Annotated in this window: 12 protein-coding genes; 6 read left to right on the plus strand and 6 right to left on the minus strand. The window is 45.5% G+C overall.

Annotated elements, in window-relative coordinates; all coding sequences use genetic code 11:
* Positions 1-61: 61 nt before the first annotated feature.
* Both sthA and ACE3T3_RS02510 read left to right on the plus strand, forming a co-directional pair.
* Entirely contained in the window at positions 62-1477 is a 1416-nt protein-coding gene (gene sthA, locus ACE3T3_RS02505) for a Si-specific NAD(P)(+) transhydrogenase (protein WP_374663736.1), read from the plus strand.
* Positions 1478-1593: 116 nt separating this feature from the next.
* The gene (locus ACE3T3_RS02510; protein ID WP_374663738.1) at positions 1594-2703 is read left to right on the plus strand and encodes an AAA family ATPase; all 1110 of its coding nucleotides are present in this window, start codon (positions 1594-1596) and stop codon (positions 2701-2703) included.
* 168 nt (positions 2704-2871) lie between these two features.
* Here the strand turns inward: ACE3T3_RS02510 and ACE3T3_RS02515 are convergent, their stop codons facing one another.
* The 4 genes from ACE3T3_RS02515 to ACE3T3_RS02530 form a co-directional block, all read right to left on the minus strand.
* Entirely contained in the window at positions 2872-3006 is a 135-nt protein-coding gene (locus ACE3T3_RS02515; RefSeq protein ID WP_374663740.1) for a hypothetical protein, read from the minus strand.
* Positions 2999-4213 carry an MFS transporter gene (locus ACE3T3_RS02520; RefSeq protein ID WP_374663742.1) on the minus strand — a complete coding sequence of 405 codons (1215 nt, stop codon included), beginning with the start codon at positions 4211-4213 and terminating at the stop codon, positions 2999-3001. The genes ACE3T3_RS02515 and ACE3T3_RS02520 overlap by 8 nt, the downstream gene beginning before the upstream one ends.
* Before the next feature lie 156 nt (positions 4214-4369).
* Positions 4370-5452 carry an OmpW family protein gene (locus ACE3T3_RS02525; protein WP_374663744.1) on the minus strand — a complete coding sequence of 361 codons (1083 nt, stop codon included), beginning with the start codon at positions 5450-5452 and terminating at the stop codon, positions 4370-4372.
* Positions 5453-5692: 240 nt separating this feature from the next.
* Entirely contained in the window at positions 5693-6781 is a 1089-nt protein-coding gene (locus ACE3T3_RS02530; RefSeq protein WP_374663746.1) for an OmpW family protein, read from the minus strand.
* Positions 6782-7159: 378 nt separating this feature from the next.
* Between ACE3T3_RS02530 and ACE3T3_RS02535 the strand changes: the two genes are divergently transcribed.
* Positions 7160-7339 (plus strand): hypothetical protein, encoded by a 180-nt coding sequence (locus ACE3T3_RS02535; RefSeq protein WP_374663748.1) that lies wholly within the window; start codon positions 7160-7162, stop codon positions 7337-7339.
* Between the two features lie 49 nt (positions 7340-7388).
* Here ACE3T3_RS02535 and ACE3T3_RS02540 read toward each other — a convergent pair whose 3' ends face one another.
* Both ACE3T3_RS02540 and ACE3T3_RS02545 read right to left on the minus strand, forming a co-directional pair.
* On the minus strand, positions 7389-8813 hold the full coding sequence (locus tag ACE3T3_RS02540; RefSeq protein ID WP_374663750.1) for a diguanylate cyclase domain-containing protein: 1425 nt from the start codon (positions 8811-8813) through the stop codon (positions 7389-7391).
* 163 nt (positions 8814-8976) lie between these two features.
* Complete coding sequence (locus tag ACE3T3_RS02545; protein WP_374663983.1) at positions 8977-9756, minus strand: hypothetical protein; 780 nt, start codon at positions 9754-9756, stop codon at positions 8977-8979.
* A 322-nt stretch (positions 9757-10078) separates the two neighbouring features.
* Between ACE3T3_RS02545 and uvrB the strand changes: the two genes are divergently transcribed.
* The 3 genes from uvrB to rarD all read left to right on the plus strand — a co-directional run bounded on the left by uvrB (position 10079) and on the right by rarD (position 13928).
* A complete protein-coding gene (gene uvrB, locus ACE3T3_RS02550) occupies positions 10079-12100 on the plus strand; it encodes an excinuclease ABC subunit UvrB (RefSeq protein ID WP_374663752.1) in 2022 nt (673 codons plus the stop codon).
* A 137-nt stretch (positions 12101-12237) separates the two neighbouring features.
* Complete coding sequence (locus ACE3T3_RS02555) at positions 12238-12825, plus strand: lipocalin family protein (RefSeq protein ID WP_374663754.1); 588 nt, start codon at positions 12238-12240, stop codon at positions 12823-12825.
* 167 nt (positions 12826-12992) lie between these two features.
* Positions 12993-13928 (plus strand): EamA family transporter RarD, encoded by a 936-nt coding sequence (gene rarD / locus ACE3T3_RS02560; protein WP_374663756.1) that lies wholly within the window; start codon positions 12993-12995, stop codon positions 13926-13928.
* The last annotated feature ends 614 nt before the right edge of the window (positions 13929-14542 follow it).

The following is a 14542-nucleotide window of genomic DNA, read 5'->3' on the forward strand; positions in this document are numbered from 1 at the left end:
TGGCGCCAAGTACGTCATAATATGCGCAAGATAAGCAATAAGTCATTTTGAGGAGCGTTGAATGCCACGTAAGAAAGAGGTCATTAGTGGGACTTTCGTTAAGTACGATGCGGTAGTTCTCGGTTCGGGCCCTGCGGGTGAAGGCGCGGCAATGAAACTTGCAAAATCAGGCAAGCGCGTTGCCATTGTGGATATGCGCGAGCAGCTGGGCGGCAACTGTACGCACGTCGGGACAATTCCAAGCAAGGCCTTGCGTCAAACGGTTTCCAGCATTATCCGCTACCAGCGCGATCCAATGTTCCAAAAAGTAGGTGAATGGAAACAGTTCACCATGAAGCAAGTGCTGCGCAATGCGCATAAAGTGATCCAGCTGCAAGTGGATACGCACTCACGCTTTTATGACCGCAACAAAATTGATATCTATCATGGCCGCGCTTATATCCAAGACAAAAATACGATTTTAGTCTTCAGTTCAGACGGCATTACTGAGACGTTAAGCTTTCAGCAGCTCGTGATTGCAACGGGTTCACGTCCGTACCGTCCATCTGTGCTGGACTTCAATCATCCGCGCGTCTTTGATTCAGACAAAATTCTGGATCTGGATTTCTCGATCAAGAAAATCATCATTTATGGCGCAGGCGTGATTGGCTGTGAATATGCATCAATCTTCATCGGTTTGGATCACAAAGTTGATTTGATCAATACCCAGCATAAGCTGCTGAGCTATCTGGATGATGAAATTTCTGATGCGCTGTCTTACCACTTGCGTGAGCAGGGCGTACTGATCCGCCACAATGAGCAAATTGATCATTTGGAAACTTTTGATGATCATGTGGTGATGCATTTGCAAAGCGGCAAGAAAATTAAAGCCGATGCAATTTTGTGGTGCAACGGCCGTTCAGGCAATACTGATGGCTTGGGCCTTGAAAATGTCGGCTTGAAGCCGAACAGCCGCGGCCAATTGACGGTCAATGAACAATACCAGACTGAAGTGGAAAACATTTACGCTGCTGGTGATGTGATTGGCTGGCCATCTCTTGCTTCTGCAGCGTATGACCAAGGCCGTAACGCCGGCGGCAACATGAGCGGTGAAGAAGGTCTTAAACCTGTAACGTCTATTCCAACAGGTATTTATACCATTCCGGAAATTTCATCAATCGGCAAGAATGAACAGCAGCTGACTGAAGAAAAGATTCCGTATGAAGTGGGTCAGGCATCTTTCCGCTACTTGGCGCGCGCGCAAATTACCGGTGATACGGTCGGTGAATTGAAAATTCTGTTCCACCGCGACACTTTGGAAGTTTTGGGCGTGCATTGCTTCGGCAATAACGCTGCCGAAATTATCCACATTGGTCAGGCGGTTATGAACAGCCCGAACAATACAATTAAGTATTTTGTGGAGACCACGTTCAACTATCCAACGATGGCGGAAGCGTATCGTGTGGCAACCTTGAATGGCATGAACCGCTTATTCTAAGCGGGTCTGCCTGTGTTCAGAAAAACCCGTGAGTGATAGCTTGCGGGTTTTTTTATTGATCAGCTAAAAATAAGGCATGCTTTACGGCATTGATGTTCAGCCAGCAAGAGAATGTTATGACGATTCGTACGATCACAATTCAAGGTTTCCGCTCTGTACGCAATATGACGCTTCAGCTGTCGCAATTGAATATTGTGAGCGGGCCCAATGGCTGCGGCAAATCCAATTTGTATAAAGCCGTGCGCTTATTGCATGAAGCGGCCTGCGGCAGGCTGTCGCAAGCGATAGCCGAAGAAGGCGGCATCCAAAAAGTTATGTGGGCGGGCGGACAGCGTAAGGGGGATTATAAAAAAGACCCTAAACGCATGATTCTTGCCGTTGAAATGCAGGATCATGAGTATCAGATTGAAATCGGCTTTCCTGAGCCATTAATCAGCCTGTTTGCCTTAGACCCGCTGGTTAAAAAAGAAATGCTGTGGCTCAGCGGTTATCAGCGCCGGCCTGTCAGCCTGCTTATGGAGCGCGTGAATCAGGCTGCATTTTTGAAAAATACCGATGATGAACGCATTGCCTATCCTGCCTCCTTGACTCAGGAAGACTCTATTTTTGGACAATTGTCTGATCCGCATCTATATCCTGAAGTTTCGCAAATTCGGGAGCAGATGAAACAGTGGCGTTTTTATCACGAATTTGCTGTAAGTTCTCAATCTCCTATGCGTGTTCCGCAAGTGGGCATCCGTTCGCCGGTGTTATCGCATGATGGCGCCAATCTTGCTGCCGCTTTTGAAACGCTGCGTGAGCGTGGGCAAACCGAGACTTTATATGAGGTTTTGAATGCAGCATTTCCGAATAGCCAGTTTTATGTTCAGGAAATGGGCGGGCGGTTCCAAATGATGATGAAATGCGATGGAATTTTAAGGCCTTTGGAAAGCAGCGAGTTTTCCGATGGCACATTGCGCTTTCTGTGCTTGGCCGTGGCGTTGCTCAGTCCGCGTCCGCCGCGCTTTATGGCCTTGAATGAACCGGAAAACAGCCTGCATCCAGATTTGCTGCCGGCATTGGCGCTGCTGATTGCAGAAGCCAGCCGCTATACGCAGCTGTGGGTCACCAGCCATTCGGAAGCCTTGGTGGAGATGATTCAGGCGCATACAGCGATCACGCATTATCTGCTGGATCAAAAAGATGGCGAGACGATCATTATGGAATGCCAAAGGGCTGAAGATTGAATGCTTTTAGCTTTTTACTTCTTAGATGAAGCGCAGCAGAGATTTATCTAGGTAGGACGTAAGAGGAGATGGCATTTGGTTGTTTTGGAAAAGCTTTAGAAAATATAGGCAGGAAAAGAGTGGGGGGAAATGCCCATGTTTTGACATTTCCGTTTTGGTTTTCAGCGATCAATGCGCGCAGAAAGCTTGATTGAAGTATTCAAATAATTGCGGTGTTTTCAGCCAAAGGGCAATGGCGACGGCAAAGAAAGCCAGCACGATGCATAAAACCGCGAGTTTTAAGCCAAGCAAAGAATCAGTCATGAATCACGTGCTCCTCTGTCACAAAGTAATGCACCAGTACGCCAAAGGCGCTCAGCACAATGGAAAATGCCCAAACCATATTGTAATTGCCGGTCATGTCATGGTTGACGCCGCCCAGCCAGCCGCCAAAGAATGAACCGACTTGATGGGTAAAAAACACAATGCCGCTCAGCATGGATAAATACCTTACGCCAAACATATTGGCGACAATGCCATTGGTCAGCGGTACGGTAGAGAGCCACAATAACCCCATGATGACACCAAATGCATAAATCGTCCATGTGCTGAGCGGCAGCAGCAGAAATGCAATAATGGCCATACCGCGCAGGCCGTAAAGTCCCATCAGCAAATGCGGTTTAGAAAATTTTCCACCCAGCCAACCTGCGCCATAGGTGCCAAAAATATTGAATAAACCAACAAGCGCAAGAAAGATGGTGCCGGTGGTGGCATTAAAGCCATGATCTATTAAATAGCCAGGCAAATGAATGCCAATAAACACCACTTGGAAGCCGCAGACGAGAAAGCCGAGAGCCAGAAACCAAAAAGGCTTATGGTTTTTTGCAATAATTAAAATATCTTTAAAGCCCAAAGCTGGCTTCAGCTGCGCTGCAGATGCATTGGGTGCGGCGTATATAGGAGCTTTCAGCATCCACGCCAGCGGGATAATGAATGCGGCGAGTATTGCGCTGACGATTAAAGCCGCCGACCAGCCAATATTTTGCAGCAGCAGCAGGGTAGACGGCAGCATAATAAACTGGCCAAAAGAACCCGCTGCGCTGGCAATACCCATGGCCAGACTACGTTTTTCTGGATGCGCAGCGCGGCCGACAGCCGACAGCAGCACAGGGAAAGAAGTGGCGGAGAGCGCAAGCCCTAAAATCAGGCCGACACTCAGATTCAGCATCAGCCCTGTAGAGCTGAAAGCCATCATCAATAAGCCCAGCGCATATAAGACTCCACCTGCAGCAACCACAACCTTGCTGCCGTATTTATCGGCAAATGCGCCGGTAATGGGCTGGACAGCGCCCCAAATCAGGTTTTGCATGGCAATGGCGAGGCTGAATACATTGTGCCCCCAGCCAAATTCATCGCTCATGGGAACCAGATACAATCCAAAGCCATGCCGTATGCCTAAGGACAGCGCTAAAATAATGGCGCTGCCGATCAGCATATAAATGAGAGGTTGTGAAAATCGGGTATCGGTCATCAGTTGTTCTGCATGCGGTGCAATAGGCTTATGTTATTCGATTAATTACATGAAAACGATTAATTAATTTTTAATAAACAATAAACTTTTTTTATGCATGAAGACCATAAAAAAAGACGGCATAAACCGTCTTTTCCGCTGATTAAACCGCAGGCTTTAGAACCGCATGCCGACCCCTGCATAAGCCAGAATTGGATTGATTTCAATATCCGCCTTGGAGCGGATCAGCTCGCCATGGGTATCGTCACTGACGGTAATGGTGGTGTCGCTTTTCAGGTGAGCATAGGAAACCGATCCGACCGCAAACCAGCGGTCATTGAAGTCATAAGTAAAGCCTACCGTTGCAACAGGCGCAAAAGCATCTGAGGCTTCAACATCCACTTGAGGATTGGCTTTACTCTTTTTCCCTTCAAGCGCCGCACCAGCATTGCCTTCTTTAATGTTGGCAATCATGTGACCAGCAGCAATCAAGTCTTGTTCAATGCGCGGGTTAATTTCTAATTCGTTAAAGTAAGCATACATAACACCTAAGCCTACATATGGACGGAATTTATTGACGCCGGTTTTACCAAAGTGATACTGCATTTCAAAAGCTGGTGTCCAAGCACGTGCAGATGCTGCAGGGCCATGCGCGCCTAGATCTGTAATTTCAATATCATTTTTTAAAGCAATATCTAAAAATTCTAGCGGAAGGTTGCCAATTTGCGGCGTGGCAATTGCTGCAAATGGTGCATAAATTTTACCTTTACCCATTAAGTCTACTTTGGGCGGTATGCCGGCTTTCATTTCAAATGAAACATTATCAGTAAAGAAGTAGTTGGTCATGATGCCGAGGGTAGTGACATCATCCGCTTCTAAACCTGTACCTGGGTTGTCCCAGCTTTCCAGACCCGTGATATTAGAACTGCCGCTGAGGCCCGAACTTAACTTACCGCCTGTCACAAAACCTAAAAGCTTAAGTGCTTCACCCAGCAGTTTTTGATCGACTGCAGGGTCTAGGTTGTTTAGAACTGTATCAACCTGAATGTCGCCATTTTTTGCAACTTCACCATCTTTAACAGCTGTATCAACATGAAGTGGCTGCGCTTTGCCTTGCGGCATAACATGCAGTGCGCCGACCGAAACAGAGAAGCGCTTAAAGCCATCGCCATCATGCAGGCTGAAATATGGGGAATCAGCATGGCTGATCATTGGCATGGCAAGCGCGGACGCCGCCACGCAAAACAATGTTTTTTTCATTTAAAGGACTCCGTGTCCAAATCAAGCAAATTGGTATTTTTTTAGTAGGGCCATTATGGGAATGAAACTTTGTAATCATTGTTATTAAAATCGAGTGAACAAGTTGATTTCATGTAAGCTGGGCGCTTATATGTTGAGTGATGATTATTTTGTTTTAGTTTTTATGTAAAAAATATTATAAAAAGTTATAAAAAAAGCAGACATTAAGTGCCTGCTTTTTTTGAATTTTATTGGATTAAATTAGAAACGGATGCCGACGCCTGCATAAACCATTAATGGATTGACTTCAATATCCGCCTTAGAACGGATCAGCTCGCCTAATTTTGCGTCTGTGACGGTAATGGTGGTTTCGTTTTTCAAATGCGCATAGCTGACAGATGCCGCAGCGAACCATTTGTCATTAAAATCATAGGTGAAGCCTGCTGTGACAATGGGTGCAAAAGCATCGGTCGCTTCTAGATCAACCTGCGGATTGGCGCTGCTGAGCTTTCTTTCCAAGGACGCGCCGGCTTTGCCTTCTTTAATGTTGGCAATCATGTGTCCGGCGGCGATCAAGTCCTGCTCTATGCGCGGATTCATTTCCAGTTCATTAAAATACGCATACATCAGGCCTGCGCCGACATAAGGGCGGAATTTATTGACGCCGGTTTTGCCAAAATGATATTGAAACTCAAAAGCCGGTGTCCATGCGCGCGCAGAAGCTGCCGGCCCCTGAGCGCCTAAGTCTGTAATAAAAATATTATTCTGCAGGTCAATATTCATAAACTTTAAAGGCAGGCCCAATAATTCAGGAGTCGCCACGGCTGAAAAAGGCGCATAGATTTTACCTTTGCCCTGCAAATCAACTTTCGGCGGAATGCCTGCTTTCATTTCCAGTGAAATATGATCGGTAAAGAAATAATTGGCCATGAGGCCGAGCGTGGTGACATCATCGGCTTCCAGCCCAGTGCCTTGACTTTCCCAGCTTTCCAGCCCATTAATTTTGGAACTGCCGCTGACGCCTGCGGGTAAATTTCCTCCTGTTAAATAACCCAGCCCTTTTAGCGCACTTGCCAAGCCCGCCTGATCTACTTTGGGATTCAGGTTATTCAGTACAGTATTGACTTTGATGTCCCCGTTTTTGGCAACAGTGCCATTCGGAACAGCTGTCTGCACGGTAAAGGGCTGTGCTTTGCCTTGCGGCATGACATGCAATGCGCCCGCAGAAACAGAAAAACGTTTAAAGCCTTTGGCTTCCATGCTGAAATATTTTGAAATATCGGCAGCGTGAATGCTGCCCGATATTGATGCGATGCTCGCAGCAGCACATAAAAAAGCGCTATGACGCATAGGGCTGACTCCATTTTTGTTTTATTCACGTTTTTATTAAGCTTTATTTGAATGCTGATTCAAATTAAAGTGCTTGGACTTTTTATTTTGCACATTCATCTTGCAATGACAGCGTAATATTTTTTTTAAAAGTTGATCAAAAAAAGTGATCAGGTTGATTAAAATAAGTGAATAGTGCGCCGAATGCATTGACCATATATTTTTGAAATGAAAAAAATGAGCGAGTTGGGATGAATGATGCAGGGCATGGACTGTGCTTTTGCTATTTAGATAAGTGTTATGCACAGATTTTTCTAAGTTTTTGCCGCGCTTGCAGCGCATTTCCCAAAGGGCATGGTTTTTTTGTACAATAGCGCCAGAATGAATTGAGTAAATCACATGAGCACCCCAAATTCTCCCAAGAAAAAAGCGGCAGTGAAACTTCCGTTTCCGGTTGTTTCAGCTGAACAGACTGAGCAAGATTCAGCGCATAACCAAGTGCGCCCAAAGCCAGAAAACTATGCAGACCGCACTTGGATGCCGCCTCGCGGTACGCGCCGCTCTATGGGCAAGCGCTAATAAAAAAACCTGCAGCAATGCAGGTTTTTTTATGCTCGGCTAGCCTGCATCAATGGGCATAGTATCTTTTCTTTTGTTCATACATCAGTGCATCAGCGCGCTTTAACAGATCTTCAATGCGCTCATCCGGCTGTGTTGAGGCATGGCCAATAGACAGGCTGATGGGATGAGTTGAGTGATATTGATTGTCAATCTGCAGCAGTTCCTGCAGGCTGCTGATGCTGTGCTGCAGTGAGGCCTCATCGGCATCGGGCAGCAGGATGACGAATTCATCACCGCCAATCCGCGAGGCGGAATACTGCGTATTTTGGATCAATTGATTGAGTATATTGCCCATGCGGCGCAGCTGTTCGTCACCGGCATCGTGGCCAAAATGATCATTGATTTCTTTTAAGCCGTTTAAATCAATAAAAATACATGAAACAGGGCGCTGCCGGCTGCGTTCCAGACGGTTGATTTCTTCCGTATAGAAAGTGCGGTTATACAGCTTGGTTAAGACATCGTGCTTGCCCAAATATTCTAAATAATTTTCGGCTTTTTTCCGCGCGGTAATATCCACCAGGGCAACCTGCACGGTGCTCCACGTCTCTTCATAGCCAGGGAAAATGGTAAATTGCAGAATGACATGGCGGATACTGCCATCCAAAGCATAGTTTACAGCTTCGTGCTGATGATGGATTTTACCGTTCCATAAATCTTGTAGCTGATGGCGGAAGGTTTGATGCATTTCATTGCTGAAAATTTTATGGATGTTTTTCAGCAGCGTGCTTTTATCTGGCGCGCCAAACAGATTCAGGGTTGCCTGATTGACATCGGTAATAATAATTTCTTTGATGCACTGCTGAATAAAGTCTGGATGCACATCGAGAAAAGTCGTGAAGTCTTCAATGCCAATAGCGCGCAAATGATCGAGCTTGGCTTTGACAACGCTGAAATCCTCGACCCAAAGCGAAGTGGGCGAGTAATTAAAGCGCGCTTCCGCCATCTGCCGGTTTTGCACTTCCTGCCGGCGGGCATTTTGATACGAGGTAATATCCTCGGTGCTGATCAGGACTCTAGACCAGTCATGCTCGTAATCAGGCAAAATGCTGCAGCGCAGCTGGATATCCAAACGGGTGCCGGAAATTGTGTAATTTACAGAGGTGTTCAGAAAGTGGGTTTTCCCTTCCCAGAGCTGCACCAGCTCTTCAATATGCGTTTGCAGCATGTCTTGCTGGAAAATTTGCGGTAAATTTACACATAAATGCTCTAAATCTTCTGCTTCATATAATTCCAGCGTATGCGTATTGACTTGCAGAATTTTAATTTTTCGAGCGCTTTCGGCAACTTTTTCTATATTTGCCGTGAGATATTGGCGCAAGTCCGTGATCCCTTGCTCACGCCATGCCGTCAGCTGCTGTTTAATTTCGCTAAAGTCTTCAAGCCATAAAGGAATCGGAGATATATGAAATATAGGATTATCATTCAGAGTCATGTTTAGGCCTAATGGAATATTTTAGCTTGATCAATCAAGATATTATTTATTTACTGTGATTAATGTCTCGAAAAATAACCGAAAATGCGTAAAAAAGCGAATGAAAAATGCATAAAAAGCCAATTAAAAAATTGGCTTTTTATTTGACAGCTTATATCAGCGGTTATTTTTTCGATTTGCTGGCCGCTCTGGGCGGGCTGATTTCACGCAGGCCCAGCCAAACATCTGCAAAATCTTTTTCATTGATGCTGTAAAGTTCGAGCAAAGCGAGAATGGCGCCGCCAAAGACCAAGGCGTCATCAGCAGTATGCTGGAAGTCAAAAACCTTGCCTTGCAAGACATGCAGGATATCCTGTATTTCAAAAATACGGTCACGGCCATTGCTGTCGGTTGGGTAGATTTGCGTATTCAGAATAATTTTGGCCGCGCTTTTTTCGTTGTCGCTTAATGCCAGTGCGTCTGCCGCTTCTTCAGGATTGGCCGCAAAAATAACGGCGTCATTGAACAGCGCATGCAGAAAATGATGGGTCAGTTTAGGCAATGCTTTTTCGACAAAAGGGCGGAACGAAGCTGGGAAAATAACATTATGAGAAATGCCTTTGAACATCGGAGCAATTTCTTCAACTTTATAGCCTGCTACGCCGCAGCCGACAGAAGTGACAAAATATTTAGATTTGGGATGATTCTTGGTGTAGATTTTAAAATCATCAATATAGTGCTGAATTTGCGACAGCGGCATCTGCTGCAAATGTTCATTCATGGTGGGTATCGCAAAACTTTGACCTGACCAGCCGCGGCCAACACCTTTCATTGCGCCAAAATGCAGATGAGCGGTTTTCGCTGCTCCGCCTGCATGTGTGCCTGCCATATTGCTGCCAAATACAAAAATCGTATCTTCAGGTAAGCTTTTTACGATAGTTTCATCATGGTAACGGTAGGTCATAGGCTGTGCGCTGCTGTCAAAATCCATTGTTTTCATGTTGCCTCTGAACGCCGTGCGGGTCAAGGTAAATGCACCATCCTTTTATGAAAAATATGTATTAAATTTTAGATTTAGCCAGCACTTTTCAGATCATGCAGGGCTGTATGTCAAAGCGTGTATTTAATAGATAGGGAAGTAGGTTATTTAAATAGAGAAATCTGCTTTAATTTTAAGGCAATCGGCCTGCTGAATTGGCTCGAAAGTCAATTCACTATTGAGTAATCTCAAATAGCCCTCATAATTGATATTGGTATTTTCAGCAGTGCATTGGATCTAGTGTTTTATGAGTGATCATCAGCCTTTCGAATTAGTCACCCACTATCAGCCAGCGGGCGACCAGCCGCAGGCCATTGAAAAATTGGTGCGCGGTGTAGAACAGGGCTATCACGATCAGCTGCTGCTGGGGGTTACTGGCTCTGGTAAGACCTATACCATGGCCAATGTCATTGCACAGACACAGCGCCCAACCATTGTGATGGCGCATAATAAAACCTTAGCTGCACAGCTGTATGGCGAATTTAAAGCATTTTTCCCGAATAACGCCGTGGAATATTTCGTCAGCTATTATGATTATTACCAGCCTGAAGCCTATGTGCCATCTTCAGATACGTTTATTGAAAAAGATTCGTCAATTAATGATCACATAGACCAGATGCGTCTGTCTGCAACGCGTGCGCTGCTGGAGCGCCGTGACGCCATTATTGTTGCATCTGTTTCTGCAATTTACGGCTTGGGTGACCCAAATGCCTATATGAGCATGCTGCTGCACATTGTGCAGGGGGATCGAATTGTCCGTGATGACATCATCCGCCGTTTGGTCGAAATGCAATATACGCGTAATGAGTTGGAATTCTTGCGTGGTACCTATCGTATCCGTGGTGAAATTATTGATATTTTCCCTGCCGAATCGGATCAGCACGCAATTCGTATAGAACTGTTTGATGATGAAGTGGATTCGATCCGCTGGTTTGATCCATTGACGGGCAAATTGGTGCGTAAAGTGCCGCGTGTCACTATTTATCCAAAAAGCCATTATGTAACGCCTAAAGACAATCTAACCCGTGCCATTGGTACAATTCGCGAAGAATTGACAGAGCGTTTGGGTTTTTTCCGTGCTAACGATAAACTGCTGGAAGCGCAGCGCATAGAACAGCGTACCCGCTATGATTTGGAAATGATGCAGCAGTTGGGCTATACCAACGGTATTGAAAACTACTCACGGCATTTATCTGGACGGCCTTCTGGCGAAGCACCGCCTACTTTGTTTGATTATGTGCCAGATGATGCCTTGCTGATTATTGATGAATCGCATGTAACTGTGCCGCAAATTGGCGCAATGTATAAGGGTGACCGTTCACGTAAAGAAAATTTGGTGAATTACGGCTTCCGTTTGCCGAGCGCCTTAGACAACCGTCCCATGAAATTTGAAGAGTGGGAGCGGATTGTTCCAGCGACTATTTATGTCAGCGCAACACCAGCGCGTTATGAGCTGGAAAAATCTGAGCAGATTGTTGAGCAGGTGGTGCGTCCTACAGGTTTGGTCGATCCTGAAATTGAAATCCGTCCAGTACTGACGCAAGTCGATGATGTATTGTCGGAAATTAATAATCGTAAAGAGTTGAATGAACGTGTATTGGTGACAACTTTGACCAAACGCATGGCGGAAGATTTGACTTCATATTTAAAAGAATATGGTGTCAAAGTTGCTTATCTGCATTCGGATATTGATACGGTTGAACGGACCAAAATCATTCATGAACTGCGTTCAGGGATTTATGATGCCATTGTGGGTATTAACCTGCTGCGTGAAGGTCTGGATATGCCAGAAGTGTCATTGGTGGCTATTTTGGATGCCGACAAAGAAGGCTTCTTACGTTCAGAGCGTTCGCTGATTCAGACTATTGGCCGTGCAGCACGTAATTTAAATGGTAAAGCCATTTTGTATGCTGACCGCATGACCGATTCAATGCAAAAAGCCATTGACGAAACTGAGCGCCGCCGCAATAAGCAGCTGGAGTTCAATGAACTGCATGGCATTGTGCCGCGCAGCGCCGTGCGACAGGTGGTGAAAGATTTGGATGATGGCGAAGTGCTGAATGATGAGCAAATTGAAGCCAATATTTCTGATCAGGCGCGCGCGATCAGTGCCGATGAACGCCATCTGATGTCAGATCCAAAACTTTTTGCCAAACATATCAGCAAGCTGGAAAAAGAAATGCTGAAAGCCTCGAAAGAGCTGCAGTTTGAGCAGGCGGCGCGTTTGCGGGATGAAATCTTACGCTTGAAAGCAGAAATGCTCCATTGAGCAAGGTGTTTAGGCGGCACTTCAAAACTTATTGAAAATCATTACATAACATAGACAGTCAGGCTGATTTTTACGCAGTATTTTAAAGGCAGGCTATTGATTAAAACGTGAAAGCATAAGCGTAAAGGTATTTATTCATGATCAACGAACATCTTCCTAAAGCTGGGCTGAGCTTGGCAAAAATTGCCGTCGGCGGCGCGATTTTAATTGGGCTGGGCGCAGTGACTTTGGCTTATGCGCAGACCAAGCCGCTGCATGCAGTCGAGAAAGTTGAACTGGATAAATACTTGGGGGTTTGGTACGAAGTTGCCCGCAAGCCCATGTCTTTTCAAAATAAGTGCGATCGGGATGTAACGGCGACATATACACTGAATGAAAATGGCAATATTCAGGTTGATAACCGTTGCGTCATGAAAAATGGCAAAGCGGCAGAGGCGCAAGGCGAGGCTTTTGTGCAAAATGCGCCCTTTAACAGCAAATTAAAAGTCAGTTTTTTACCGGAAGCCATCCGCTGGATTCCTGCTGGGCGCGGGGATTACTGGATTTTAAAAATTGATGAGCACTACCAAACTGTGCTTGTGGGTGAACCTCGGCGTAATTATATGTGGGTCTTGTCGCGCACGCCGCATCCCGATCCAAGCGTGATTAATGAATATTTAGAGTACGCCAAATCTGTCGGTTATGATCTGAAAGATATTATTCATACCAAGCAAACTGCTCAATAAGCATTATTTTAATAATGATTCAAAAAACCATGCTAGTGCATGGTTTTTTATTTGCTAGAATGCCTGCGCTTCAAGCGGCGCTTTATTGGTTTGAAAACTCAAGCAGAGTAAGCTTAAGCAAAGCAGGTTTTAAGGCCAGAGATCGCATATATAAATCGAGGTGAGGGATGTTTAAAGGCGTTGCATTGTCTGTGTTGGCATCAGTCACTTTTGGTGTGCTGTATTTTTATACGCAGTTCCTCAAGCCTCTGGATAGCGAAGAAACTTTTGCATGGCGCATGCTGGCGACTTTGCCGTTTTTAACGGCATTTATGTGGTGGTCTGGCGACTTAAAGCACATTAGTGAGATCTTTAAGCGCATTTTAAAAGAACCGTGGATGCTGCCATGGCTGATTTTCAGCTCCCTGCTTTGCACCACGCAGCTCTGGCTGTTTTTGTGGGGGCCGATTAACGGGCGCGGCTTGCAGGTGTCTTTAGGCTACTTCTTGCTGCCGTTGGTGATGGTGCTGGTCGGCTGTGTGCTGTACAAAGAAAAGCTGAGCCGTTGGCAGCTGACTGCAGTCATCTTTGCGGTGCTGGGCGTTGGGCATGAGCTGTGGCGCATTGGCAGCATCGCCTGGGAAACCATATACGTGGCCTTGGCTTATCCGCTGTATTTCTTTATGCGCCGGACCTTAAAAACCGACCATTTAGGCGGTTTCTGGTGGGATTTGTTCCTGATCCTGCCTGTAGCGTTTTACCTCGGATTTGTGCATAGCGACAGTTTGACGCTGATGCAGGCTTTTCCGCATTTAATTTGGGCCGTCATCGGGCTGGGCTTTTTGAGCGCGTTAGGTTTAGGCAGCTATATTTTGGCCAGCCGCTATTTGCCTTTTGTGATTTTTGGCCTGCTGAGCTATTTGGAACCGGTTTTGCTGGCGTTCGCATCCATTATGCTGGGTGAGCGGGTCGAGGCGGCAGAATGGCTGACCTACATTCCAATCTGGCTGGCCGTGGCGCTGCTGGTCATTGAAGGTTGCATCCATATGATCAAGCAAAAGCGCAATTCAAAATTGCTGGATCAGAATGCTGCTAATTTATCAAAGCGTTTAGATGATGAATAAATCAAGCATTTGATTTTATGCGTGCGTGTTTATGCTGATGAATAATCCAGTTGAGTTGGCCGAGTATTCATTGGATTGGATATTTTGAGTGGTCATTTTGACTGGGCGTTAATAATGTTCCGCATTTGATAAATATTTCTGAATCGAGGTGATTTAAGCCGCTGAAGATAGCATTTATTTTTCGGCCATGATTGAGCATGACGGCATGCGGTTTTTCTACCGGGCTGGCCGCAGAAAATGATCAAAGGCAATCAAGCGCCTGAGTTGCGGCAGCCGCAGAAAGCCCTGTGGAAACAGCAATGGCGGGCTGCTGAGATGGGTGAATAGCATGCTGAAGCAGGGCAGCAGCAAGGCGCTCGGCATGAAGATGATCTAAAAGCGGCAGCTGTTTGTTTGATAAAGAGGCAAATAAACAAAAATATAAAAAATCTTTTAAATTGATGATAAAAATCTTTTTAAAAGCAAAATCATAATAATAATTACAACTATTTTCTTAATTTATAGTGAATATATAGGAAAATAGTGGCTTCAAAATCTGCTTTTGGATTCTATCTTGAGGATAATTCCATTACAATTGTCGGGTTTTGAATTTTATGCCTAGATATACAATTAAT

The sequence above is a fragment of the Acinetobacter sp. genome, assembly GCF_041919735.1.
Lineage (GTDB): Bacteria > Pseudomonadota > Gammaproteobacteria > Pseudomonadales > Moraxellaceae > Acinetobacter.

Bases quoted from the DNA above. Each gene is read 5' to 3' on its own strand.
- sthA (WP_374663736.1), top strand. From the start codon at position 62: ATGCCACGTAAGAAAGAGGTCATTAGTGGGACTTTCGTTAAGTACGAT.
- ACE3T3_RS02510 (WP_374663738.1), top strand. From the start codon at position 1,594: ATGACGATTCGTACGATCACAATTCAAGGTTTCCGCTCTGTACGCAAT.
- ACE3T3_RS02515 (WP_374663740.1), bottom strand. From the start codon at position 3,006: ATGACTGATTCTTTGCTTGGCTTAAAACTCGCGGTTTTATGCATCGTG.
- ACE3T3_RS02520 (WP_374663742.1), bottom strand. From the start codon at position 4,213: ATGACCGATACCCGATTTTCACAACCTCTCATTTATATGCTGATCGGC.
- ACE3T3_RS02525 (WP_374663744.1), bottom strand. From the start codon at position 5,452: ATGAAAAAAACATTGTTTTGCGTGGCGGCGTCCGCGCTTGCCATGCCA.
- ACE3T3_RS02530 (WP_374663746.1), bottom strand. From the start codon at position 6,781: ATGCGTCATAGCGCTTTTTTATGTGCTGCTGCGAGCATCGCATCAATA.
- ACE3T3_RS02535 (WP_374663748.1), top strand. From the start codon at position 7,160: ATGAGCACCCCAAATTCTCCCAAGAAAAAAGCGGCAGTGAAACTTCCG.
- ACE3T3_RS02540 (WP_374663750.1), bottom strand. From the start codon at position 8,813: ATGACTCTGAATGATAATCCTATATTTCATATATCTCCGATTCCTTTA.
- ACE3T3_RS02545 (WP_374663983.1), bottom strand. From the start codon at position 9,756: ATGACCTACCGTTACCATGATGAAACTATCGTAAAAAGCTTACCTGAA.
- uvrB (WP_374663752.1), top strand. From the start codon at position 10,079: ATGAGTGATCATCAGCCTTTCGAATTAGTCACCCACTATCAGCCAGCG.
- ACE3T3_RS02555 (WP_374663754.1), top strand. From the start codon at position 12,238: ATGATCAACGAACATCTTCCTAAAGCTGGGCTGAGCTTGGCAAAAATT.
- rarD (WP_374663756.1), top strand. From the start codon at position 12,993: ATGTTTAAAGGCGTTGCATTGTCTGTGTTGGCATCAGTCACTTTTGGT.